The 19,974-nt window shown below is 60.3% G+C and carries 24 protein-coding genes; 6 read left to right on the top strand and 18 right to left on the bottom strand.

What is annotated here, in order from left to right; all coding sequences use genetic code 11:
• Window positions 1–123 precede the first annotated feature (123 nt).
• Window positions 124–708: a flavin reductase family protein gene (locus CHU94_RS17605; protein ID WP_094482263.1), complete on the top strand. Its 585-nt coding sequence runs from the start codon at window positions 124–126 to the stop codon at window positions 706–708.
• Between the two features lie 9 nt (window positions 709–717).
• Here CHU94_RS17605 and CHU94_RS17600 read toward each other — a convergent pair whose 3' ends face one another.
• Both CHU94_RS17600 and CHU94_RS17595 read right to left on the bottom strand, forming a co-directional pair.
• A complete protein-coding gene (locus tag CHU94_RS17600) occupies window positions 718–1,164 on the bottom strand; it encodes a C40 family peptidase (RefSeq protein ID WP_094482261.1) in 447 nt (148 codons plus the stop codon).
• 77 nt (window positions 1,165–1,241) lie between these two features.
• Complete coding sequence (locus tag CHU94_RS17595) at window positions 1,242–2,474, bottom strand: multidrug effflux MFS transporter (protein ID WP_094482259.1); 1,233 nt, start codon at window positions 2,472–2,474, stop codon at window positions 1,242–1,244.
• Between the two features lie 136 nt (window positions 2,475–2,610).
• On the opposite strand from CHU94_RS17595, the gene CHU94_RS17590 reads away from it, so the two are divergent.
• On the top strand, window positions 2,611–3,366 hold the full coding sequence (locus CHU94_RS17590; RefSeq protein ID WP_176452072.1) for an ABC transporter substrate-binding protein: 756 nt from the start codon (window positions 2,611–2,613) through the stop codon (window positions 3,364–3,366).
• Here the strand turns inward: CHU94_RS17590 and CHU94_RS17585 are convergent.
• From CHU94_RS17585 to CHU94_RS17570, 4 genes are read right to left on the bottom strand one after another with little or no spacing between them, the layout of a single operon-like run.
• Window positions 3,341–4,306 (bottom strand): GlxA family transcriptional regulator, encoded by a 966-nt coding sequence (locus CHU94_RS17585; protein ID WP_094482255.1) that lies wholly within the window; start codon window positions 4,304–4,306, stop codon window positions 3,341–3,343. The two genes, CHU94_RS17590 and CHU94_RS17585, sit on opposite strands and share 26 nt — an antisense overlap.
• A gap of 4 nt (window positions 4,307–4,310) precedes the next feature.
• Window positions 4,311–5,219 (bottom strand): EamA family transporter, encoded by a 909-nt coding sequence (locus tag CHU94_RS17580; protein WP_094482859.1) that lies wholly within the window; start codon window positions 5,217–5,219, stop codon window positions 4,311–4,313.
• A gap of 14 nt (window positions 5,220–5,233) precedes the next feature.
• The gene (locus CHU94_RS17575) at window positions 5,234–5,497 is read right to left on the bottom strand and encodes a DUF1272 domain-containing protein (protein ID WP_094482253.1); all 264 of its coding nucleotides are present in this window, start codon (window positions 5,495–5,497) and stop codon (window positions 5,234–5,236) included.
• Window positions 5,498–5,507: 10 nt separating this feature from the next.
• Window positions 5,508–6,083: an isochorismatase family protein gene (locus CHU94_RS17570; protein WP_094482251.1), complete on the bottom strand. Its 576-nt coding sequence runs from the start codon at window positions 6,081–6,083 to the stop codon at window positions 5,508–5,510.
• A 276-nt stretch (window positions 6,084–6,359) separates the two neighbouring features.
• Here CHU94_RS17570 and CHU94_RS17565 point away from each other — a divergent pair, with 276 nt between their 5' ends.
• The 3 genes from CHU94_RS17565 (at window position 6,360) to CHU94_RS17555 (ending at window position 10,230) form a co-directional block, all read left to right on the top strand.
• Window positions 6,360–8,039, top strand: coding sequence for an AMP-binding protein (locus CHU94_RS17565; protein ID WP_094482249.1), 1,680 nt, complete (start codon window positions 6,360–6,362; stop codon window positions 8,037–8,039).
• Window positions 8,040–8,210: 171 nt separating this feature from the next.
• Window positions 8,211–9,152 (top strand): RNA polymerase sigma factor RpoH, encoded by a 942-nt coding sequence (rpoH, locus tag CHU94_RS17560; protein ID WP_094482247.1) that lies wholly within the window; start codon window positions 8,211–8,213, stop codon window positions 9,150–9,152.
• A gap of 88 nt (window positions 9,153–9,240) precedes the next feature.
• On the top strand, window positions 9,241–10,230 hold the full coding sequence (locus tag CHU94_RS17555) for a tripartite tricarboxylate transporter substrate binding protein (protein WP_094482245.1): 990 nt from the start codon (window positions 9,241–9,243) through the stop codon (window positions 10,228–10,230).
• Here CHU94_RS17555 and CHU94_RS17550 read toward each other — a convergent pair whose 3' ends face one another.
• Genes CHU94_RS17550 through CHU94_RS17530 form a run of 5 tightly spaced genes read right to left on the bottom strand, consistent with a single transcriptional unit; the run spans window position 10,231 to window position 14,284 of the window.
• Window positions 10,231–10,842 carry an SCO family protein gene (locus CHU94_RS17550; RefSeq protein ID WP_094482243.1) on the bottom strand — a complete coding sequence of 204 codons (612 nt, stop codon included), beginning with the start codon at window positions 10,840–10,842 and terminating at the stop codon, window positions 10,231–10,233.
• A gap of 8 nt (window positions 10,843–10,850) precedes the next feature.
• Window positions 10,851–11,747, bottom strand: coding sequence for a heme o synthase (gene cyoE, locus CHU94_RS17545; RefSeq protein WP_094482241.1), 897 nt, complete (start codon window positions 11,745–11,747; stop codon window positions 10,851–10,853).
• Window positions 11,744–12,862 (bottom strand): heme A synthase, encoded by a 1,119-nt coding sequence (locus CHU94_RS17540; protein ID WP_094482239.1) that lies wholly within the window; start codon window positions 12,860–12,862, stop codon window positions 11,744–11,746. The genes cyoE and CHU94_RS17540 overlap by 4 nt, the downstream gene beginning before the upstream one ends.
• A gap of 14 nt (window positions 12,863–12,876) precedes the next feature.
• A complete protein-coding gene (locus CHU94_RS17535; RefSeq protein ID WP_094482237.1) occupies window positions 12,877–13,566 on the bottom strand; it encodes a hypothetical protein in 690 nt (229 codons plus the stop codon).
• Entirely contained in the window at window positions 13,544–14,284 is a 741-nt protein-coding gene (locus CHU94_RS17530) for an SURF1 family protein (RefSeq protein WP_255034022.1), read from the bottom strand. Before CHU94_RS17530 ends, CHU94_RS17535 begins: the two co-directional genes overlap by 23 nt.
• A gap of 15 nt (window positions 14,285–14,299) precedes the next feature.
• Here CHU94_RS17530 and CHU94_RS17525 point away from each other — a divergent pair, with 15 nt between their 5' ends.
• Complete coding sequence (locus tag CHU94_RS17525) at window positions 14,300–14,521, top strand: twin transmembrane helix small protein (protein ID WP_176452071.1); 222 nt, start codon at window positions 14,300–14,302, stop codon at window positions 14,519–14,521.
• Window positions 14,522–14,602: 81 nt separating this feature from the next.
• Here the strand turns inward: CHU94_RS17525 and CHU94_RS17520 are convergent, their stop codons facing one another.
• From CHU94_RS17520 to CHU94_RS17495, 7 genes are read right to left on the bottom strand one after another with little or no spacing between them, the layout of a single operon-like run.
• Entirely contained in the window at window positions 14,603–15,484 is an 882-nt protein-coding gene (locus CHU94_RS17520; RefSeq protein WP_094482233.1) for a cytochrome c oxidase subunit 3, read from the bottom strand.
• A 49-nt stretch (window positions 15,485–15,533) separates the two neighbouring features.
• Window positions 15,534–15,752, bottom strand: a complete 219-nt coding sequence (locus CHU94_RS17515) for a DUF2970 domain-containing protein (protein WP_094482231.1) — start codon at window positions 15,750–15,752, stop codon at window positions 15,534–15,536.
• Entirely contained in the window at window positions 15,752–16,348 is a 597-nt protein-coding gene (locus tag CHU94_RS17510) for a cytochrome c oxidase assembly protein (RefSeq protein WP_094482855.1), read from the bottom strand. Before CHU94_RS17510 ends, CHU94_RS17515 begins: the two co-directional genes overlap by 1 nt.
• 2 nt (window positions 16,349–16,350) lie before the next feature.
• Window positions 16,351–16,464, bottom strand: coding sequence for a cytochrome oxidase small assembly protein (locus tag CHU94_RS19370; protein WP_217901331.1), 114 nt, complete (start codon window positions 16,462–16,464; stop codon window positions 16,351–16,353).
• Window positions 16,464–18,080, bottom strand: coding sequence for a cytochrome c oxidase subunit I (gene ctaD / locus CHU94_RS17505; RefSeq protein WP_094482229.1), 1,617 nt, complete (start codon window positions 18,078–18,080; stop codon window positions 16,464–16,466). The genes CHU94_RS19370 and ctaD overlap by 1 nt, the downstream gene beginning before the upstream one ends.
• Before the next feature lie 42 nt (window positions 18,081–18,122).
• Window positions 18,123–19,307 (bottom strand): cytochrome c oxidase subunit II, encoded by a 1,185-nt coding sequence (gene coxB, locus CHU94_RS17500; RefSeq protein ID WP_094482227.1) that lies wholly within the window; start codon window positions 19,305–19,307, stop codon window positions 18,123–18,125.
• Between the two features lie 58 nt (window positions 19,308–19,365).
• Window positions 19,366–19,842, bottom strand: coding sequence for a DUF2244 domain-containing protein (locus CHU94_RS17495; protein ID WP_094482225.1), 477 nt, complete (start codon window positions 19,840–19,842; stop codon window positions 19,366–19,368).
• Window positions 19,843–19,974 lie beyond the last annotated feature (132 nt).

The raw sequence follows: 19,974 nt of genomic DNA, 5'->3' as shown, positions 1-19,974 counted from the left end.
AATACTGTATTTTTGAACAGTATATGAAAAACGCCCCTGCTATCAAAATCAAGAACAGGCGTGCCAGCCCCGGCGGGGGCTGCAGCGGCATGGGCTTTTGGCGGCTTTGCTAGAGTGGCCCGCATGACCACCCTGCCCGCTTTCTGCACCCCCGTCCCGCTGGACAAAGCCTACCGCCTGCTCAACCACGGCCCCACCGTGTTGGTGTCGTCAAGCCACGCGGGCGAGCACAACGTCATGGCCGCAGCCTGGTCCATGCCGCTGGACTTCAGCCCGCCCAAGGTAACAGTAGTCATCGACAAGGCCACGCACACCCGCGCGCTGATGGAAGGCAGTGGCTGGTTTGCACTCAACGTGCCCGCGCGCGGCCTGGCCCAGGCCACGCTGGGCGTGGGCAGCGACAGCGCTGCGAGCGCACCCGACAAGCTACAACGCCACGGCATCCAGCTATTTCAGCCCGAGGGCTGTGACGTGCCCCTGGTGCAAGACTGCGTGGGCTGGCTGCTCTGCAAGCTGGTGCCCGAACCGCACAACCAACAGACCTACGATTTGTTCATTGGCGAAGTCACCCAGGCCTGGGCCGATGCGCGTGTGTTCGTCAACGGACACTGGGAGTTTGACAAGGCGCCGGATGATTTGCGGACCTTGCACTATGTGGCGGGCGGGCAGTTTTTTGTGATTGGGGATTCGCTCAAGCTTAAGGCGTGAATGGCTGTCTCACGGCCTCCGATAACTCACCTGCTGCTTCGCCCAATACGCCGACTGCAAGCTATCCAGCCGCACCGTCCCGCCCGTGGATGGCGCGTGCACAAATCGCCCCTCCCCCACATAAATGCCGGCATGCGTGGCGCGGCCGTTTTGCGCAAAGACGACCAAATCGCCAGTGCGCAGACTTGGCGCGGGAATGCTGGTGCCCCAATCGATCAAGCCCGCCGTGGAGCGCGGCGCCACGACAGCGGCGCGTTGTTTGTAGACGTAGCCGATGAGGCCGCTGCAATCGAAGCCGCTGGCGGGCGTGTTGCCGCCATAACGGTAGGGGGTGCCTACCAAACCAATCGCCATGACGGTGACGTCGTTGGCTTGCTCCAGCGTCAGGCGGCCAGCGGGCTGGGGGGCAGCCACCGGCGGTGCTGATGACTGTGGTACCGAGGAGCAGCCGGCCATGAGGACCAGCACACCTACCAAAAGCGCCGTGCCAATCGCCCCCCCCGCACGCTCCGCCCATCGCTTCGCTGCGCCGTTCACAGGCCGTCCACCTTCTGTCCGATTTCGGGCCACTGCCGGCGGATAAATACCCAGGAACACAGGCCCAGGCACATCATCAGCACCGAGGCGGTGGCCAGCCCCACGGTGGAATGCATGACCAGGGGCGAGATAACGCCAGCCACGATGCCGTTGGCAGTCGACCCCACAAACATCTGCAGGCTCGACGCCATGCCACGGCGGTCGGGGTGCAGGTCCAGCACCAGCAGAGTCACCACGGGCACCATCATGGCCCAGCCAAAAGCGAAGATGGCGATGGGAAACAGGGCCCAGCTCACGTGGGCCTTGAAGACAAGGTTGGCGGCCAGATTGAGCAAGCCAATGATCAGCATGATAAGGAAGCCGTTGCGAATCTGGCGCTTGGGGCTGATCTTGCCGGCCACGCGACCGCTGACAAAGGCGCCACCCATGATGCCGCTGATGGTGAGCACAAAGAACCAGAAGAACTGCTGCGGCTGCAGGCCCAGGTGCTCCCCCAAGAACACGGGCGCGCTCAGCACATACAAAAACATGCCATTGAACGGGATGCCGCTGGCCAGCGCCAGCAGCACAAAGCGCGGGTCCGAGCCCAGCTTCCAGTAACCCGCCATGAGGTTCTTGGCATGGAAGTGCTGGCGATCAGCAGGGCGCAGGGTCTCGGGCAACAAGAAGTAATTGGCCACCCACAGGAACACACCCACACCGGTGAGGAACCAGAAAATGCCGTGCCAGCTGGCGTGCACCAACAGCCAGCCGCCCACCATGGGCGCAATGGCGGGTGCCACGCCAAAGAAGATGGTGACCTGGCTCATGACCTTTTGGGCCTGCGAGGGTGGATACACATCGCGAATGACCGCGCGCGACACGACGATGCCGGCGCCCGTGGACAGGCCCTGCATGGCGCGGAAGAAAATGAGCTGGCCGATGCTTTGTGCCAGCGCGCAGCCAATGGACGCAATGGTGAACGCAGCCAGCCCCCATAGCACCACGGGGCGGCGGCCAAAGCTGTCGGAGAACGAGCCATGGAACAGCGCCATGAAGGCAAAGCCAAACAGGTAAGCCGACAGCGTTTGCTGCATCTGCACCGGCGTGGCGCCCAGCGACTGGCTGATGCCCGCGAAGGCGGGGATGTAGGTGTCGATGGAGAACGGCCCCAACATGCCCAAGAGGGCCAGCAGGATGGAAAAGGCCCATTGCGGGGCGCGCCAGAGTTTGAGGGCGTCGGGATTCATGGAAAAAACATGGGGCTATGCAAGAGGCTATTGAAACACGGACCGTGCAAAAACAGGCGCCTGCCGACCAAGCCTGCGCTGGGCACGCGGTTTTGCAGGTTATGCTTTATTTGCTCATCAAACTAAAGGGTGCATGGTGAAGTTGTTCGTAGCATGTGTGTTGGGATGGCTCATGGGCGCCGGCGCTGGAGCTGCGGACATTGCCGTGTTCAGTGGCGACGGATCGCCTCCCAAGATGTATGTGCAAGAGGGCAAGAATCGCGGCATCCTGATCGACATCTTGCAGTATGCCGACCAACACCTGCACAACGACAGCCTGCAACTGGCTCTCTACCCCTGGGCCCGCGCGTACCTGCAAGCCTCGTCGGGCGACGGCGGCATTGTGGGTTTGTCGTGGACCCGCCGCAGGGACGAACTCTTCGATTATTCCGACCCACTGTTTTTTGATGAAGTGGTGGTGGTCGTGCGCAAGGGAAACGAATTTCCGTTCAGGACCTTGAGCGACCTGCGTGGCAAACGCGTGGGCATAGTGCGAGACGCCAGTTATGGCGAAGCCTTTGAGCGGGCCCGTGATACGGGTGTGTTTGTAGTGGACGGCGACAACGGGGCCAGCAACCGCCTGCACAAGCTGATGGCCGGGCGCATTGACTGCGCGCTGTTCAATGTGGGCAAGGCGGGGTTTGAAGAAACATTGCGCATCCACAAAGAGTTTTTGCCCTTCAAAAATTCCTTGGTGGTGCTGCCCGTGCCCCTGCGCAGCGACCCGAACTTTTTGGCGTTTCCCAAGAGTATGCAGATGAAACCCTGGCTGGCAGAGTTCAACCAGGTCATCAAACGTGGCTACGTGCGCGGCGACATTCCCAGGATCATTGCGCAGAACCTCGGCTCGTAGCGGGTGCCACACCCGCGCAGCGCTGCCACACGCGCCTGAAATCACGCGCAGAACCAAAGCCACAGGCTTGGGCCAAGCGCTCCTGTGAGAGCGTGGGGTTGTGCGCCAGCATCTCTTGTGCCCGCGCAATGCGCAGCTGCTGCTGGTAGGTCACCACGCTAATGCCGGTATGCAGGGCAAACAAGCGGCTCAGATGGCGCGGGCTCACGCAGGCCACGGCGGCTAATTCTTCCAGTGTCCAGCTGCGCTCGGGCGAACGCGCCACCGCATCTTGGGCGCGGTGTACCGCCGGATGCATGTGGTTGCGATGTGCCAGCCAAGGCGACATTTGCGGATCGTGTGCGCCGCGGCGTTGGTACATCACCAGACGGCGTGCCACGCGGGCTGCCAGCTCGGGGCCGGCGGCCTGCTCCACGATGTGCAGTGCCAGGTCAATGCCGGTGGTGATGCCCGCACTGGTGAGCACGAGGCCGTCGTCCACAAAAATACGATCGCCGACCACCTGCGCGCGGGGTGCGCACGCCTGCAAATCGGCAATCAGGGTGTGGTGGGTAGTGCAGTGTCGCCCGTCCAGGCAACCGGCCTGCGCCAGCAGCAGTGCCCCGGAGCAGATGCTGGCCAGGCGCGTGTCCACCTGGGGCGCCGTGCGCAGCCAGTGCACCACCTGCCGGGCTGCCTCGGTGGCGTAGTCCTCGGCCTCGTTGCTATTGCCCACCACCAGCACCAAACTGCGCGGCGGCAGCTGCGCAGGCAAAGGAGCCAACCCCGACAGGCCGGTGCCCAGCGAGGTGGGGATCTGCGCCTGCGGCCCGCAGGTGTGCAGCACTATCGGCGCCCCCATGTCGCGCGCCATGCGCAGCGCTTCGGCCGGTCCAGCGTAGTCCAGCATCAGCACATTGGGCGTGAGCACCAGGTAGATGGAGAGTGTCGGATCGTCCATGCCATCACCTCGACGTGGCCACCTTCAGGCGCGCAAACAGCGGGGCACCAAACACATTCACCAGCAGGCCCGTCATGAGCAAGGCGCCGCCCGCAAAGTGAATGGGGCGCAGTGCCTCGCCAAACACCAGCCAGCCCGTGCTCAGGCCCACGAGGGGCACCAGCAGCGTGAACGGTGCCACCTTGTTGGTGGGGTAGCGCGACATCAGGTGTGTCCACAGCCCGTAGCCCAGCAGCGTGGCGGCCCAGGCCAGGTAGGCAATGGAACCCATGGCCGCCAGGTCGATGTGCTGCAGGGCTTGCAGCATCGCCTCCGGCCCCTCCAGCCAGGCCGACAGGCCCAGAAACGGCAGCGGTGGCACCAGGCTGGCCCAGACCACAAAAGCCAATTGGTTCATGGGGGCGTAGCGCCCCACAGCGCGTGTGACGATGTTGCCGCAGGCCCACATGACGGCTGCCGCAATGGTGAGCACAAAACCCAGCAAGGGCATGGAAACACCGTGGACTGCGCCGCTGGCACTGCCAATCAGCACCAAACCCACAGCAGCCAGCAGCAGACCAGCCATCTGGTTGGCCTGCCAGCGCTCGTTCAGCCACCAGGCTGCCAGCAAGAGCGTGAAGAAAGACTGCGACTGCAACACCAGCGAAGCCAGGCCTGACGGCATGCCCACGTGGATGGCGCTAAACAGAAAGGCAAACTGCCCCACCGATATGGTGAGGCCATAGGCCAAATAAAGGCGCAAAGGCACCTTGGGCGGCTTGAAGAACAGCAGCGCCGGGAACGCTGCCAGCAAGAAACGCAAGGCGCCCAGCAGCAGCGGCGGTATGCCCACCACGCCGACTTTGATGACCGCAAAGTTGACACCCCACACCACGATGACCAGCAAGGCCAGCGCCAGGTCTTTGGGCCGCATGGGCAGGCCGCCGCTCACACCGCGCCCTGAGATACGGCGCGGCTGCAGCCCTGCGGTTTGAACACGCGCTCGGCAGATGGCGGGTTATTGGCCAGCTTGCCCGCCGGGCGCACCGGGCGGCGCACCAGCTCCCCACCGCAATTGGGACATGTGCCGTCCAAATGGGTGTCGGCGCAATCCGCGCAAAAAGTGCATTCAAACGAGCAGATGCGGGCATTCAGGGCCGCTGGTGGCAAATCCACATTGCAGCATTCACAGTTGGGGCGCAGTTGCAACACGTGAGGCTCCTTAAATGGATGCAGCGGCCAGCCCGGCCAGGCAGGTATCCACATCGACGATGCGGGCAAAGCGGTCGGCCAACACCAGTTCGGTACGCGTGGTGATGTCTTCGGCACTAAAGGTGCGGCCGCTGCCCGCATGCGTCATGGGGAAGGTGAGCGTGGCTTCGGACACGAAGTCCACGTCATAGCCCAGGTCGGAGCCCACACGGGCCGTGGTCTCGCAGCACTGTTCAGTACGGATACCGCTGATGATGAGCTTGGTAATGCCTTGGCGGCGCAGCCACAGGTCCAGCCCGGTATCAGTGAACGCGTTGTGGGTGTGCTTGTCAAAACGCACAGCCGGATTGCCCGGCAGCCAGTCCAAAGGCCTCACGAAACCGGACTCTGGCAAAAAAGGCCCAGCACGCCCCACGTGGAAGATGTGCACCACGGGCACACCTGCAGCGCGGCACCCCGCGTCCAGCTTCAGCAGGGCCTCCTGAAACGGGGCATGAATCCCCTGCGTCCAAAAGGGCATTTGCGCAAACGATGCTTGCACGTCGATCACGATGAGGGCAGACCGGGATGGGCTTGAACAGGACATTTTTAGACAGTGATTAATTTGAATCACTGTACTTTATGCGCTTGCACTACCAGAGAAAAGGTGAACACCAGTCAACAAGAGGACAAATAAAGCCAAAAAATTCCACACAAGGGCAAAACACCAATGTGTGGCTGCAGCAGCGACTCCGAAGATGGCGACAGATTAGGGTAAATACTGCAAAACCCTTGTTTTGTGCCGAAATAGTCGCACAAAGCACTGTACTGCCGCCAAATCACAAGACAATGCTGCAAAGATTTTATAAAAGGAGACGACAACATGGCCCAAGCCAAATTGATACTGGATTACGTCCAGGCGCACGAAACTGCACTGGCCGACCAGGTCTACCTGACCCAGCCTGTAGGTGGCGGCCAGGTCAAGGACTACACCTGGCGCCAGGTGATGGACGAGTCGCGCCGCATGGCTGCGTACCTGAAAGCACAGAACCTGGAGCCCGGCGCCCGCATCGCCATCCTCTCCAAGAACTGCGCCCACTTCATCATGGCGGAGCTGGCCATCTGGCTGGCTGGGGGCACTACCGTCGCCATCTTCCCCACCGAGACAGCGGAGACCGTGCGCTATGTGCTGGACCACAGCGAAGCCAGTCTGCTGTTTGTCGGCAAGCTCGACACCTTTGACCAGCAGTTGCCTGGCATCCCCGAGTCCCTGCCCCGTATCGCCTTCCCCTTGGCCCCCAAAAACAGTTACGAGAGCTGGGATGCCGTGGTCGCCCGCACCCAGCCTCTGCAAGGCAAGGTAACGCGAGCCGGCACCGACATTGGCATTCTGATGTACACCTCCGGCTCCACCGGCCAGCCCAAGGGCGTGATGCACAGCTTCGAGCGCATCACTGCTGCGGCCGAGGGCATCAGCCAGGACACCAAGTCGCGCATTGGGGCCGACGTGAAAAACCGCATGTTGTCTTACCTGCCGCTGGCACACGTGTTTGAGCGCGCTTGGGTAGAGAGTGCATCGCTGGTCGATGGCAACACGCACCTGTTCTTCGCCGAGTCGCTGGACACCTTTGTGCAAGACCTGAACCGCGCCAAGCCGGTGACCTTTATCTCGGTGCCACGCCTCTGGCTCAAGTTCCAGCAAGGCGTGTTTGCCAAGATGCCCCCCAAGAAGCTGGACCGCCTGCTGAGCATCCCCATTCTGGGCAAGATCGTCGGGCGCAAGGTGCTCAAGGGTCTGGGCCTAGACCACGCCCTCTTGGCCGGTAGCGGCTCCGCGCCCATTCCGGCCGAGCTGATTGCCTGGTACCGTCGCCTCGGGCTCAACCTGATTGAGGGTTATGCCATGACAGAGGACTTTGCCTACTCGCACAACTCCACCGAGAAGGTCAACGCTCCCGGCTGTGTGGGTGTGCCACTCAAGGGGGTGCAAGTACGCATCAGCGAGGAAGGCGAAGTGCTGATCAAGTCGCCCGGCCAGTTTGTGGGCTACTACAAGCGGCCTGACCTGGACGCCGAAGTCTTCACCGAAGACGGCTTCTTCCGCACCGGTGACAAAGGCGAGCGTCGCGCCGACGGCCTGCTGCGCCTCACCGGTCGCGTGAAGGAGCTGTTCAAGACCTCCAAGGGCAAGTACGTGGCACCCGCCCCCATCGAGAACCGTATCAACGCCTGCCCGCTGATCGAGCTGAGCATGGTCTCCGGCGTGGGCCAGCCTTCGGCCTACGCCATGGTCGTACTGGCCGAAACCGTGCGCCCCACGGTCAAGGACCCGGCTGTCAAAGCCCAGATCACCGCCGAACTGACCCAGCTGCTCAAGGACGTGAATGCCGAACTGCCGGATTACGAGAAGCTGCAGATGCTGGTGATTGCGCCTGAACCGTGGTCGATTGAGAACGGCTTCCTGACGCCCACCATGAAGATCCGCCGCAACCGCATCGAAGCGGCGGTGGAGCCCAAGCTGGACGGCTGGTACAGCGGCAAGGGCACGGTGCAGTGGGCCTAAAACCCGTACTGCATTGGAACCAGGGGCTTCGGCCCCTTTTTTTGCGCCCAAAACGGTGGGGGCCGAGGCTTTACACAACTTCATCCGAATCCTATTGGGGTCATTGAACTTCCCTTTAGCACTCAACTCTTACGAGTGCTAATATAAAGACTGAACACAAGGAGGTTCTGAATGTCCACACTGCTTGCCATGCCCCAAACTGCCCTGGCCCCGGCCAATCCGTGGTCGCTGGTGCCGCCACTGGGGAATCTGGACGCCTATATTTCTGCCGCCAACCGCCTGCCCATGCTCACGCTGGAAGAAGAACAGGAGTTTGCGCGCAAGTTCAAGAATGACAACGACCTTGAAGCTGCCGGTAAGTTAGTGCTCTCTCACTTGCGTTTGGTGGTGTCCGTGTCACGCCAATACCTGGGTTACGGCTTGCCCCACGGCGACCTGATCCAAGAGGGCAATGTGGGCCTGATGAAGGCCGTCAAACGCTTCGACCCGGACCAGGGCGTGCGCCTGGTGAGCTATGCGCTGCACTGGATCAAGGCCGAGATTCACGAGTACATCTTGAAGAACTGGCGCATGGTCAAGGTTGCAACGACCAAAGCCCAGCGCAAGCTGTTCTTCAACCTGCGCTCCATGAAGCAGCGCTTCAAGGGCGAAGATGCGGCCGCCGATCTGGACACCCACCGCGACACGCTGAACCCTACCCAGGTGGACGCGATGGCCCGTGAGCTGAACGTGAAGCCCGAAGACGTGCTGGAAATGGAAACCCGCCTGTCGGGTGGTGACGTGTTGCTGGACCCCACCCCGGGTGACGACGGCGAAGACGCCTTTGGCCCCATCGCCTACCTGACCGACACCGCCCACGAACCCGTGGCCATGATCGAAGCGCGCCAGCGCGATGTGTTGGCCACCGACGGCATTGCCACCGCCCTGGCCAGTCTGGACGAGCGCAGCCGCCGCATCGTGGAAGAGCGCTGGCTCAAGGTGAACGACGACAACAGTGGCGGCATGACCCTCCATGACCTGGCCGCCGAATACGGCGTGAGCGCCGAGCGCATCCGCCAGATCGAAGTGGCAGCCATGAAGAAGATGAAGACCGCGCTGGCGGCTTACGCCTGATCCCGCGCCAAGCGCTGCGGCGCTTGCGCGACAATGCCCCTGCTGGCCCCGGTCGCAGGGGCATTTTTATTTCGGAGACACCCACACCATGCAACGCCGCGCGCTCACCATTGCTACACTTTCGATAGCTGCTTGCGCACTATCTACGGGGGCTATGGCCCAAAAAGCACCAAAAACCGAAACCTGGCCCAGCAAACCGCTGCGCATCATCGTGGGCTTTCCCGGCGGCTCCTCGCCCGACCTGACAGCCCGCGCCTTTGCCGAGCCGCTGTCCAAGGCCCTGGGCCAGCCGGTGATTGTGGACAACAAGGTGGGCGCGGCTGGCAATATTGCCGCGGACGCAGTGGCCAAGGCCACCGACAACCACACCATCGGTCTGATGATCAACGGCAACATGACGATTGCCAAGCTGCTCAACCCCAAGCTGAGCTACGACCCGCTCAAGGACCTGCAGCCGCTGAGCCTGCTGGGTGTGTCGCCCCTGGTGCTGACGGCGCCAGTCAATGCCCCAGGCAACAACGCCTCCGAGTTTTTGCAGGCCGCGCGCGCAGCCGGTGACCGCTGGAACTACGGCACGCCGGGCATGGGTACCGTGGGCCACCTGGGCATGGAGCTGCTCAAGTCACAGGCCAAGATTGCCCCGGTGCATGTACCCTACCCCGGCTACCCGCAGGTGGCCACCGCCATGATTGCCGGGGACCTGCACCTGAGCCTGCTGCCCCCGGCATTGGCCAATGCCCAAATCAAGGCCGGCAAGCTCAAAGCGATTGGCGTCACAGCCAGCGTGCGCAGCCCGCTGGCGCCCGAGATTCCCAGCCTGTCTGAAGCCGGTGTGAAAAACTTCAACCTGGAGATCTGGAACGCGGTGGCCGCGCCCAACACCCTGCCCCCGGCGGCCGCGGCCAAGCTGGCCACGCTCTTCAGTGAGATTGCGCGCAGCCCCGAGATGCGCCAAAAGATGTTTCAGCAGGGTTGGACCGTGGTGGGCACCACGGCGGAGGGCCTGCGCCTGCGCGTGCAGTCCGACACCGCGCTGCTGGGCGGCATCATAGCCAGCCAGGGCATCAAGATCGATTGATCAGGAACTGCTTTTGAGCAGCTGGGCGATGTCGGACGCCAGCACCTTGGCCCCACTGCCGTAGCGCGTAAACAGGCGCAGATTGCCCTGCGGGTCGTAGATATAGCTGCCCGCCGAGTGGTCCATGGTGTAGCTGGTGGGGGTCTTGCCCTCCACCTTTTTGTAATAGACCTTGTAGTCCTTGGCCAATGCGGCCAGCTTCTCGGGCGTGGTGTACAAGGCCAAAAAGGTGGGGTCGAAGTTACCCATATAGGCCTTCAGCACCTCGGCGGTGTCGCGCTCGGGGTCCACAGTCACAAACAGGCCTTGCAGGCGATCACCGTCTTTGCCCAGCAGTTGCTTGACCTCGGCCAACTCGGCCATGGAGGTCGGGCACACATCTGGGCACTGGGTGAAACCAAAGAACATCACCACCACCTTGCCCTTGAAGTCGGTCAGATGACGCACCTGACCGTTGTGGTCGGTCAGCTCAAAGTCCTTGGCGTAGTTGGCACCGGTCACGTCCACCGAGGCAAACGAGGGTTTCTGCTCGGAACAGGCCGTCAAAATAGTCATAGCGCCCATGAATATTGCGCAGACAGCTATGGATTTAAGAGCAGAACGTTTATTCATGGCGGGTCTCACAGAAGGTAATGGTCCACCAGTAGAGCGGCAAATAACACGCTCAGGTGGATGAGGGAGAAGCGAAAAGTGGCCCGGGCGAGGTCGTCCGAGTAGTTGCGCAGCAAGCGCACGGCATACCAGCAGAAGCCAGCACTCAAGACCAGCGCCACCACAAGGTACAGCCAGGAACTCATGCCATAGACGAAGGGGAACACGCAGGCTGCAGCCAGGATGAAGGTGTAGAGCAGGATTTGCAGGCGTGTGAACTCGCTGCCATGGGTGACCGGCAGCATGGGCAGGCCGGACTTGCGGTAGTCCTCCACCCGGTAGAGGGCCAGCGCCCAAAAGTGCGGGGGTGTCCACAAGAAGATGATGAGGAACAGAATCAGCGCTTCGGGCCCCACGTCGCCCGTCATGGCGGCCCAGCCCAGCACGGGCGGCATGGCGCCCGAGGCACCACCGATGACGATGTTCTGGGGTGTCAGTGGTTTGAGGATCACGGTATAGATGACGGCGTAACCCACAAAAGTGGCAAAGGTGAGCCACATGGTGAGCGGGTTGACCCACACATAGAGGATGACTGACCCCACGCTGCACAGCAGGGCCGAGAAGATGAGGGTCTGCACATCGCTGAGCTCGCCACGCGCGGTGGGGCGCCAGGCGGTGCGTTTCATCTTGGCGTCAATGCCTTTTTCGACAATGCAGTTGAAAGCAGCGGCCGCGCCAGCCACCAGGTAGATGCCGACACAGGCGATGGCGGCCAAGCCGATCTGAGGAAACGTGGGCACGCCGGGCACCGCCAGCACCATGCCGATGAGGGCGCAGAAGACGATCAGCTGAATCACCCGGGGTTTGGTCAGCGCATGAAATTGGCGCAGCACCGAGGGCGCAGCCATGGAAGCGTTCGCAGTCATTCTTTTTTTCCGTTCAAGGAGGGCTGGGCTGTCAGAGCCAAGATCCACACCAAGGTCACCAACAAAGCCCCAGCGCCCCCGGTGTGCAAGACGGCCGCCAGCAGCGGCCAGTCCAGCACCACATTGCTCAGGCCCGTGACCACCTGCAAGAGCAGCAAAGCGCCCAGCCAGCGCGAGGGTTGGCGCAATGCGGCAAGACTGCGCAAGCGCCAGGCCAGACTGGCCAACACCAGCACAGTGAGCGCAGCCAGCAGGCGGTGGGTAAAGTGAATCGCAGTCAAAACTTGGAAGCTGATGTGCTCACCGTCGTGGCCCACGCCCAGCGGACGCCAGAGTTCCAGCGCACCGCCAAAGTCCATGGCGGGCCACCAGCTACCTTGGCACATGGGGAATTCGGTACAGGCGAGTACGGCGTAATTGGTGCTGACCCAGGCGCCCGATGCGGCTTGCAGCACCAGCATGGCCAAGGCAGCCACCGCCCAAGGCTTGACCCAGGTCGGCACCGCTGCTGCCATGCCGCCATTGCGTACCACCTGCACCGTCAACAGTGCCAGCAGCAGATAGGCACCCAGCAAGTGCAGGCTCACGATGGCCGGAAACAGCTTCATGGTCACCGTGAGTGCGCCAAATGCCCCCTGCACACACACCCATACCAGGGTGAAGGTGGGCAACCAAGGCCCCAGTCCGGATTGTTTCAAGTAGGTTTTGCGACCCAGCCAGGCAGACACCGCCAGCACCAGAATCAATCCGCCCACGCCCGTAGCCAGGTAGCGATGCACCATCTCCACCCAGGCTTTGCTGTGGGTCACCGGGCCGGTGGGCATGGCCGCTTGCGCCGTGGCAATCGCCTCTTTGGCCCCCAAGGGGCTGGCACTGCCGTAACAGCCGGGCCAGTCAGGGCAGCCCAAACCGCTGTCGGTGAGACGCGTGAAGGCACCGAACAGCACCAGATCAAAGGTCAAGAACAGGGTCACGACGGTGAGGGCCTGATAACGCCCCATGGGACTGGTACGCCGGTGGCGCAGCAGCACCCAAAGCAGTGGCACCGCAGTCAGCACCCCGCCAACCAAGAGCAGGCGCAACACAGGAGACAGGTCGTACAAGGCTGGCGACATCGTGCGTGCGGCACTTAACGGCCGGCTTTGTCCCAGAAGGCAGCCGCGCGCATCAGGCGGTCCAGGTCGCGCTTGGCTTTGAGCGCACCTTCGGGGTCCAGCTTGGGCGGGAACCGCAGCATCAGGTTGCCAATCGGATCTACGACATAGAGGTGGTCCGACAAGGCCGAGCCTTCTTGGGCCACCAGCCATGCGGACAGATCGGCTTCCGACACACGGATAACCGTGGCGTCCTTCAGCGCGGGCAACAAAGCCTCTGCAACTGGCTGGTTGTCTTGGATCAACCAGACCCAGTCCAGGCGGTCTTTTTCTTTGCCCAGGCTTTCGCGCAGCTGGCGCTGCAGGTACAGGCGCTGGCCACACTCGGCATCGCAGTCAGCCCCCGCCACACTCATGAACAACCATTGGCCCTTGAGGCTGCGCAGGTTCACAGACTTGCCATCCAGCGTGGTGCCCACCACATCGGGCAGCGGGCGCTGCGGCTCCACCAGCGTACCAAAGTTGCGCCGCCCTTCGGGTCGTACCACGTAGTAGGTGAAATACGAAGCAATGACCGGTGCCGCGCACACCAGCATGACCATCAGCATCTTCCAGCGGCCCAGACGGGTGCGCGCGCCGGCCTGGGCCAGCCCCTGGTCCGGCACCGGCATAGAGTGCACGGTCAAGCCGAGGGGGTGGTCATCATTCGGGTTGGCGCGAGACATGGGAATCCTTGGAAACAAATAAAAGCGGGCGGAGCTGAAACCAGGCGTACAGCACCACGACCAGGGCCGCCAGAGCAAACCACTGCGCCGCATAACCGTAATGTTTATCAACGCCTAGGTTGATTTCAGGCCACTCTCGCAGCAGACCGTCACTGGCAGCACCAGTCTGCACCACGCTCAGTTCTGTCAAAAGCGGCAGACCCGTTTCCTCGCGGAACTGGGTCAGGTCGAGATTTTGCCGGATTGCGCCAGTGCTTGAGGTGCCGGGCTCGTAAAGCTTGGACGGTGGCGGGGCCATACGCCCCTCCACCACCACGGATTCGCTGGGGGTTTGTACTGCGGGCAAGGCGCTGCGGTTTTCAAAATTCCGTGGAGCCCAACCCCGCTGCACCAAGACCACTGCTGGGCTGTCGGACAGTTGCAACGGTGTCAGTACAAAAAACCCCACCCGGCCCTGCATTTGCCGGTTGTCCAAGTAAATGGTGCGATCAGAGAGCCAACGCCCCTGTAGGCGAACGGTGCGGTGTACCAGCGCATCGCGCGGGCTCGCCTGCAAAATTTCACTTCCAGTTAGTGCAAGCTTGCGCCCTTGGGTCTGAATCGACTGGGCCAGCGCTTCTTTCTGTGCGGCACGATCCAGCTGCCAGCGCCCCAGCGACAGGGTCACTACGACCGCGGCTACGGCAGCCACTGCCGCCACCACACGACGCAGGCTCACGCGATAATCTCCCACATGAGCCTACTTGTCGCACTCGCTTTCCTCGCTATTTTGGCCAGCCTGGGCGCTGCCCTGTTCTTCATGCTGCGTGGCGGACAGACGCAGGGCAACAAATCCCGCGGCATGGCCAGGGCACTGGCTTTGCGGGTGGGCTTTTCCATCTTGCTGTTTGTGTGCATCTTGTTAGCTTGGAAACTGGGCTACATCCACCCCACGGGAATTCCGCAAGGCAGTTAAGCCACAGCACAGTGGTAAGAGGTCAACCGCTCCATTAAAAAAGGCACCGCAAGCGGTGCCTTTCGGGTGTGACGCAAATGCTTACAGCCAGTACACCAACACGTACAAGCCCAACCAGACCACGTCCACAAAGTGCCAGTACCAGGCTGCACCTTCGAAGCCGAAGTGACGCTCGGAAGTGAAGTGGCCTTTTTGCAGGCGCAGGGTGATGAACAAGAGCATCAACATGCCGACCAACACGTGGAAGCCGTGGAAGCCGGTCAGCATATAGAAAGTGGAGCCAAACACACCCGAACTGAGCTTGAGGTTGTAGGCGGTGTAGGCGTGGTAATACTCATACCCTTGCACAAACAGGAAGGTCACACCCAGCAGCACGGTGGCCCACATGAACGCAATGGTTTTGCTCCGGTTGCCATCCACCAATGCGTGGTGGGCAATCGTCAGCGTGACACCGGAAGTCAACAACAAGGCCGTGTTGATGGTGGGCAACCAGAAGGGACCCATGGTGGTAAAGGGTTCCACGATACCGGCGGGAGAAGCCGTTACACCGGCAGCCACGCTGGGCCACACGGCTTTGAAGTCAGGCCAAAGCAAGGCATTTTCTAGGCTACCCAGGGCAGGCACCGAGTGCGAGCGGGCCCACCACAATGCCGTAAAGAAGGCACCGAAGAACATCACTTCCGAGAAAATGAACCAGCTCATGCTCCAGCGGTAGGAGATGTCGATCTTGCGGCCATACTGACCGCCTTCGCTCTCGGTAATGGCATCGCTGAACCACTGGTAAAGCACCGCCAGCCACCAGACCATGCCCAGTGCCAAGGAATATTTACCCCAGTCTGCGCCATTGATCCACTGGCCTGCACCCAAAATCACGAAGAACAGGCCGGCTGCCGCCATCACGGGGTGGCGCGAAGGGCCGGGTACAAAGTAGTACGGCGTTCCACCATGTGTTGTTGAACTCATTTTTGCTCCATTCCTTCTCTAATCCAAATCTCAGAAATGCGTCACCACCCTAAGAGGCAACGACCCACTTCACCAAACTGATCAAACCGATGACCAGCACCAAGGCACCGATCAGACCCACCAGCACCACGTGCACGGGGTTGACCTTGGACAGGTCATCGCGGTAACCCTTGTTGCTGCGAATACCCAAAAATGACCAAGCCACCAACTTGATGCTGCGCAGAAACGACGCCCTGTCGCTCCCAGTTCCTGCCACATTCGGTGGCATCAGGAGCCTGCACTTTCTGCCGCCACGGCTTTCAAACTGGCCACCGGGGCTGCAGGCGTTTTGCCACCCACTTCAAAAAAAGTGTACGAGAGCGTGATGGTGGTCACGTCTTTGGAGAGCTTGGGATCAATCACAAACACCACGGGCCATGATTTCTTTTCACCAGGCTCCAGCGTGTACTGGTTAAAGCAAAAGCACTCCAACTTGTTGAAGTGTGCAGACGCCTGCATGGGGGCATAGCTTGGGATGGCTTGCGCCGACATACGCCGGTTTTGCACGTTCTGAAACTCGTACACCACCGTCATCAACTCACCTGGATGCACTTGCAAAGAACGCTGTGCAGGCTTGAACTCCCATGGTCCGCGCGCATTGGCATCAAATTCCACCGTGATGGTGCGGCTGGTATCCACTTGTGTGTTGCTAGCCTGCCCCTTCTGACCGGTCAGCACTTGCTCACCCAAAGCCAGAATGTTGATGCCTGTCATTTCACAAATGGTTTTGTAGATAGGGACCAGCGCGTAGCCGAATGCGAACATGCCAACGGTAATGACCGCCAGCTTGCCCAACATGCGGGAATTTTCGCGCTTGAGTCCCATGCTCATTTGCCCAGCAGAACCAAACGTGCCATGAAGCCGATGAAAAAGATGGCCGCCACCGAGGCCAGAATCAGCCCCAAGCGCCTATTGGCCTTCTTCTGTTCCGGCGTAGCCATTAGCCGATCACCTTGGTCGCTGTAGCGTCCAACTTGGGTGGGTTTTCGAAGGTATGGAAAGGCGCGGGCGAGGGCACTTCCCACTCCAGGCCTTCAGCAGCTTCCCAAGGCTTCTGGGGCGCTTTTTCGCCTTTGCCCATCATGGCAGGCAACACCACCCATACAAAGAAGTAGACCTGCGCCAAGCCGAAAGCGAAGGCACCTACCGTAGCGATGGCATTGAAATCTGCAAACTGCATGGGATAGTCAGCGTAACGGCGAGGCATGCCAGCAAGACCCAAGAAGTGCATCGGGAAGAATGTGATGTTGAATGCGATGAGCGACCACCAGAAGTGGATCTTGCCGCGGGTTTCGCTGATCATCATGCCGGTCCACTTAGGAGCCCAGTAGTAGAAACCTGCAAACATGGCATACAAGGAACCAGCTACCAGCACATAGTGGAAGTGGGCCACCACGTAGTAGGTGTCTTGCAACTGGATGTCGATAGGCGCCATGGCCAGAATCAAGCCAGTGAAACCACCCATGGTGAACACGAAGATAAAGCCCACCGCAAACAGCATGGGGGTCTCGAACGTCATGGAGCCTTGCCACATCGTGGCGATCCAGTTGAAGATCTTCACGGCCGTAGGTACGGCAATCAGCATGGTCGCGTACATGAAGAACAGCTGGCCCGTCACCGGCATGCCGGTGGTGAACATGTGGTGCGCCCACACGATAAAGGACAGGATGGCAATGGACGAAGTGGCGTACACCATGGAGGCGTAACCGAACAGCTTCTTGCGGGCAAAAGCGGGAACGATCTGGCTCACGATGCCAAACGCCGGCAAGATCATGATGTACACCTCGGGGTGGCCGAAGAACCAGAAGATGTGCTGGTACATCACGGGGTCACCGCCACCAGCGGGGTTGAAGAAGCTGGTGCCAAAGTGGCGATCCGTCAGCGTCATGGTGATGGCGCCCGCCAACACGGGCATCACAGCGATCAGCAGGTAGGCGGTGATCAGCCAAGTCCAGCAGAACATGGGCATCTTCATCAGTGTCATGCCGGGGGCACGCATGTTGAGGATGGTCACGATGATGTTGATCGAGCCCATGATGGAGGATGCGCCCAGGATGTGCATGGCAAAAATACCAGCGTCCATGGAGGGTCCCATTTGCAGGGTCAAGGGCGCATAGAGCGTCCAGCCGGCGGCGGGGGCCCCACCAGGCATAAAGAACGAGGCAACCAGCATCAGCGCCGCAGGAATCATCAGCCAAAAGCTGAAGTTGTTCATGCGGGCAAAAGCCATGTCACTTGCACCAATTTGCAAAGGAATCATCCAGTTCGCAAAACCGACGAAGCCAGGCATGATGGCGCCGAACACCATGATCAGACCGTGCATGGTGGTCAGCGAATTGAACAACTCAGGGTTCACCAATTGCAAACCAGGTTGGAACAACTCAGCGCGAATCAACAGCGCCAAGATGCCACCGATGATCAGCATGGTGAAGGAGAACAACAGGTACAGGGTACCAATGTCTTTGTGGTTGGTCGCAAACACCCAGCGCTGCCAGCCTGTGGGGGCGTGGTGGTGGTCGTCATGGGCGTGGTCGTGGTGGTCTAGTACGGCGCTCATTCTGATGTCCTTCTCAATTCTTAGCGTTCTGTAGAGGGTGTATTACTTGCGCAGCGCCAGCACATCGGCCGGTTGCACCAGTTGACCCGTCTTGTTGGACCAGTTGTTCTTGGTATACGTGATCACGGCAGCAATGTCGGTATCGCTCAAAGACTTCCACGCGGGCATGGCGCCGTTGTTTTGACCATTCAGAAGCACCAGAATCTGCTTGTTCTTGTCAGCGTCCAGCACCACGGGGGATCCGTCTACCGCTTTGATCGCGCCAGCGCCCTTGCCATTGGCTTGGTGGCAAGCCGCACAGTTTTGTGCATAGACCTTTTCGCCGCGCTTGGAGATGTCATCCAAAGTCCACACCTTGCTGGGGTCGTCCAGCTTGGCCGCCATCTTCTTTTGTTCAGCAGCCACCCAAGCCGAGTAATCTTCCGCAGACAGCACCTTCACATGGATAGGCATGTAAGCATGCTCCTTGCCGCACAATTCTGCGCATTGGCCGTAGTAGTCGCCCACCTTCTCCGCACGGAACCAGGTGTCACGCACAAAACCAGGGATTGCGTCTTGCTTGATGCCGAAGGCAGGCACCATGAAGGCGTGGATCACATCATTGGCGGTGGTAATGATGCGGACCTTCTTGTCCACAGGCACCACCAGAGGGTTGTCTACCTTGAGGAGGTAGTTGTCGATGGACTCACCCTTTTGGGGGCCGCCAGCGTCAGACATGGCACGCTGGTCGCTGTCCAATGTGGAAACAAACCCAATGCCCTCGCCTTCACCCTTGAGATAGTCGTAGCCCCACTTCCACTGCATGCCGGTGGCTTTGATGGTCAGATCGGCGTTGGTTGTGTCCTTCATGGCAACAACCACTTTGGTGGCAGGCAAAGCCATCAAGATCACAATGACAAAGGGAACAATGGTCCAGATGACTTCCACCGTCACCGACTCATGAAAGGTGGCAGCCTTGTAGCCCTGCGATTTGCGGTGTTTCCAGATGGAATAGAACATCACGGAGAACACGGCGACGAAAATTACCGAACACACGATGAGCATGAACCAGTGCAACCACTGCTGCTCTTGGGCAATTTTGGTCACCGCTGGCGCCAGGTTCAGTTGGTTGACTGCAGGCCCACCAGGCAAGTCATTGACAGCGTGTGCCAAGCTCAACACCGCAGTGCTAATCCACGCGCCCACCGCCAACAAGGGGGTAGCCAGTTTGTTCAATATGCTCTTCATCGTGTTCACTTTTCTAAGCCCCAAAACAACCAAATGCGCAGGCACTGCATTCCGCCAGTCAGGCAGCACGCAGCGCAAGTCGGATCTCTTTGGCGAGTAGCGGACGCAACTCTGGCCTGACGAACCGACCAACCTGGATGGATCGACCGCTTCCCGAGAGTTCGATTAACGAACCTTCACCGGCACGCGGCTCCACCCTCACCCATTCACTTGAAAACTCGGCGCGCTCCAGCTTGCCAGCACACTCCAATTCGACAACAAGGCGCCCCCCACGCAGGGAAATACGCTCGCCGTCGGCAGCATGCCGGGCATACACCAAAAACGCCAATCCCACTGCGGCCAGCTCGAGTGATGCAAAGGGGATCACCAACGTAGCGCCCTGAAACCAGAAAAACATTCCAATTCCAAGCGACACCACACACAGTGACACATACAGCCAGACCAGTTGCCACGGAGTAACCGAACAATTACGCCGCAATGACCACTGAACATGCCGCCCTTGTACCGTCGCAAAGCGAAAAACCAAATTCGTCATGCGTCTTGCCCGAATAGGCCCGGCTTTTACAGAGCCGGGACGAGACTGCAGGAGGAAATGCCATTACCTCTTATTCCTAACATTGTAGTCGAGACAATCTATTGATACGTCTCAAAAAGGCAGACCGCCAGC

This window comes from Rhodoferax sp. TH121 (assembly GCF_002251855.1).
Classification (GTDB): domain Bacteria; phylum Pseudomonadota; class Gammaproteobacteria; order Burkholderiales; family Burkholderiaceae_C; genus Allorhodoferax.
Note: the sequence above shows the minus strand (reverse complement) of the source record. Positions and strands in the feature narration are given on the sequence as shown.

Bases quoted from the DNA above. Each gene is read 5' to 3' on its own strand.
- CHU94_RS17595 (WP_094482259.1), bottom strand. From the start codon at position 2,474: ATGAATCCCGACGCCCTCAAACTCTGGCGCGCCCCGCAATGGGCCTTT.
- CHU94_RS17535 (WP_094482237.1), bottom strand. From the start codon at position 13,566: ATGTCTCGCGCCAACCCGAATGATGACCACCCCCTCGGCTTGACCGTG.
- CHU94_RS17580 (WP_094482859.1), bottom strand. From the start codon at position 5,219: ATGCGGCCCAAAGACCTGGCGCTGGCCTTGCTGGTCATCGTGGTGTGG.
- CHU94_RS17515 (WP_094482231.1), bottom strand. From the start codon at position 15,752: ATGCCACCGAATGTGGCAGGAACTGGGAGCGACAGGGCGTCGTTTCTG.
- CHU94_RS17540 (WP_094482239.1), bottom strand. From the start codon at position 12,862: ATGTCGCCAGCCTTGTACGACCTGTCTCCTGTGTTGCGCCTGCTCTTG.
- rpoH (WP_094482247.1), top strand. From the start codon at position 8,211: ATGTCCACACTGCTTGCCATGCCCCAAACTGCCCTGGCCCCGGCCAAT.
- coxB (WP_094482227.1), bottom strand. From the start codon at position 19,307: ATGAAGAGCATATTGAACAAACTGGCTACCCCCTTGTTGGCGGTGGGC.
- CHU94_RS17600 (WP_094482261.1), bottom strand. From the start codon at position 1,164: ATGGCCGGCTGCTCCTCGGTACCACAGTCATCAGCACCGCCGGTGGCT.
- CHU94_RS17565 (WP_094482249.1), top strand. From the start codon at position 6,360: ATGGCCCAAGCCAAATTGATACTGGATTACGTCCAGGCGCACGAAACT.
- CHU94_RS17570 (WP_094482251.1), bottom strand. From the start codon at position 6,083: ATGTCCTGTTCAAGCCCATCCCGGTCTGCCCTCATCGTGATCGACGTG.
- CHU94_RS17510 (WP_094482855.1), bottom strand. From the start codon at position 16,348: ATGGGACTCAAGCGCGAAAATTCCCGCATGTTGGGCAAGCTGGCGGTC.
- CHU94_RS17555 (WP_094482245.1), top strand. From the start codon at position 9,241: ATGCAACGCCGCGCGCTCACCATTGCTACACTTTCGATAGCTGCTTGC.
- CHU94_RS17585 (WP_094482255.1), bottom strand. From the start codon at position 4,306: ATGGACGATCCGACACTCTCCATCTACCTGGTGCTCACGCCCAATGTG.
- ctaD (WP_094482229.1), bottom strand. From the start codon at position 18,080: ATGAGCGCCGTACTAGACCACCACGACCACGCCCATGACGACCACCAC.
- CHU94_RS17525 (WP_176452071.1), top strand. From the start codon at position 14,300: ATGAGCCTACTTGTCGCACTCGCTTTCCTCGCTATTTTGGCCAGCCTG.
- CHU94_RS17520 (WP_094482233.1), bottom strand. From the start codon at position 15,484: ATGAGTTCAACAACACATGGTGGAACGCCGTACTACTTTGTACCCGGC.
- CHU94_RS17605 (WP_094482263.1), top strand. From the start codon at position 124: ATGACCACCCTGCCCGCTTTCTGCACCCCCGTCCCGCTGGACAAAGCC.
- CHU94_RS19370 (WP_217901331.1), bottom strand. From the start codon at position 16,464: ATGGCTACGCCGGAACAGAAGAAGGCCAATAGGCGCTTGGGGCTGATT.
- cyoE (WP_094482241.1), bottom strand. From the start codon at position 11,747: ATGACTGCGAACGCTTCCATGGCTGCGCCCTCGGTGCTGCGCCAATTT.
- CHU94_RS17495 (WP_094482225.1), bottom strand. From the start codon at position 19,842: ATGACGAATTTGGTTTTTCGCTTTGCGACGGTACAAGGGCGGCATGTT.
- CHU94_RS17550 (WP_094482243.1), bottom strand. From the start codon at position 10,842: ATGAATAAACGTTCTGCTCTTAAATCCATAGCTGTCTGCGCAATATTC.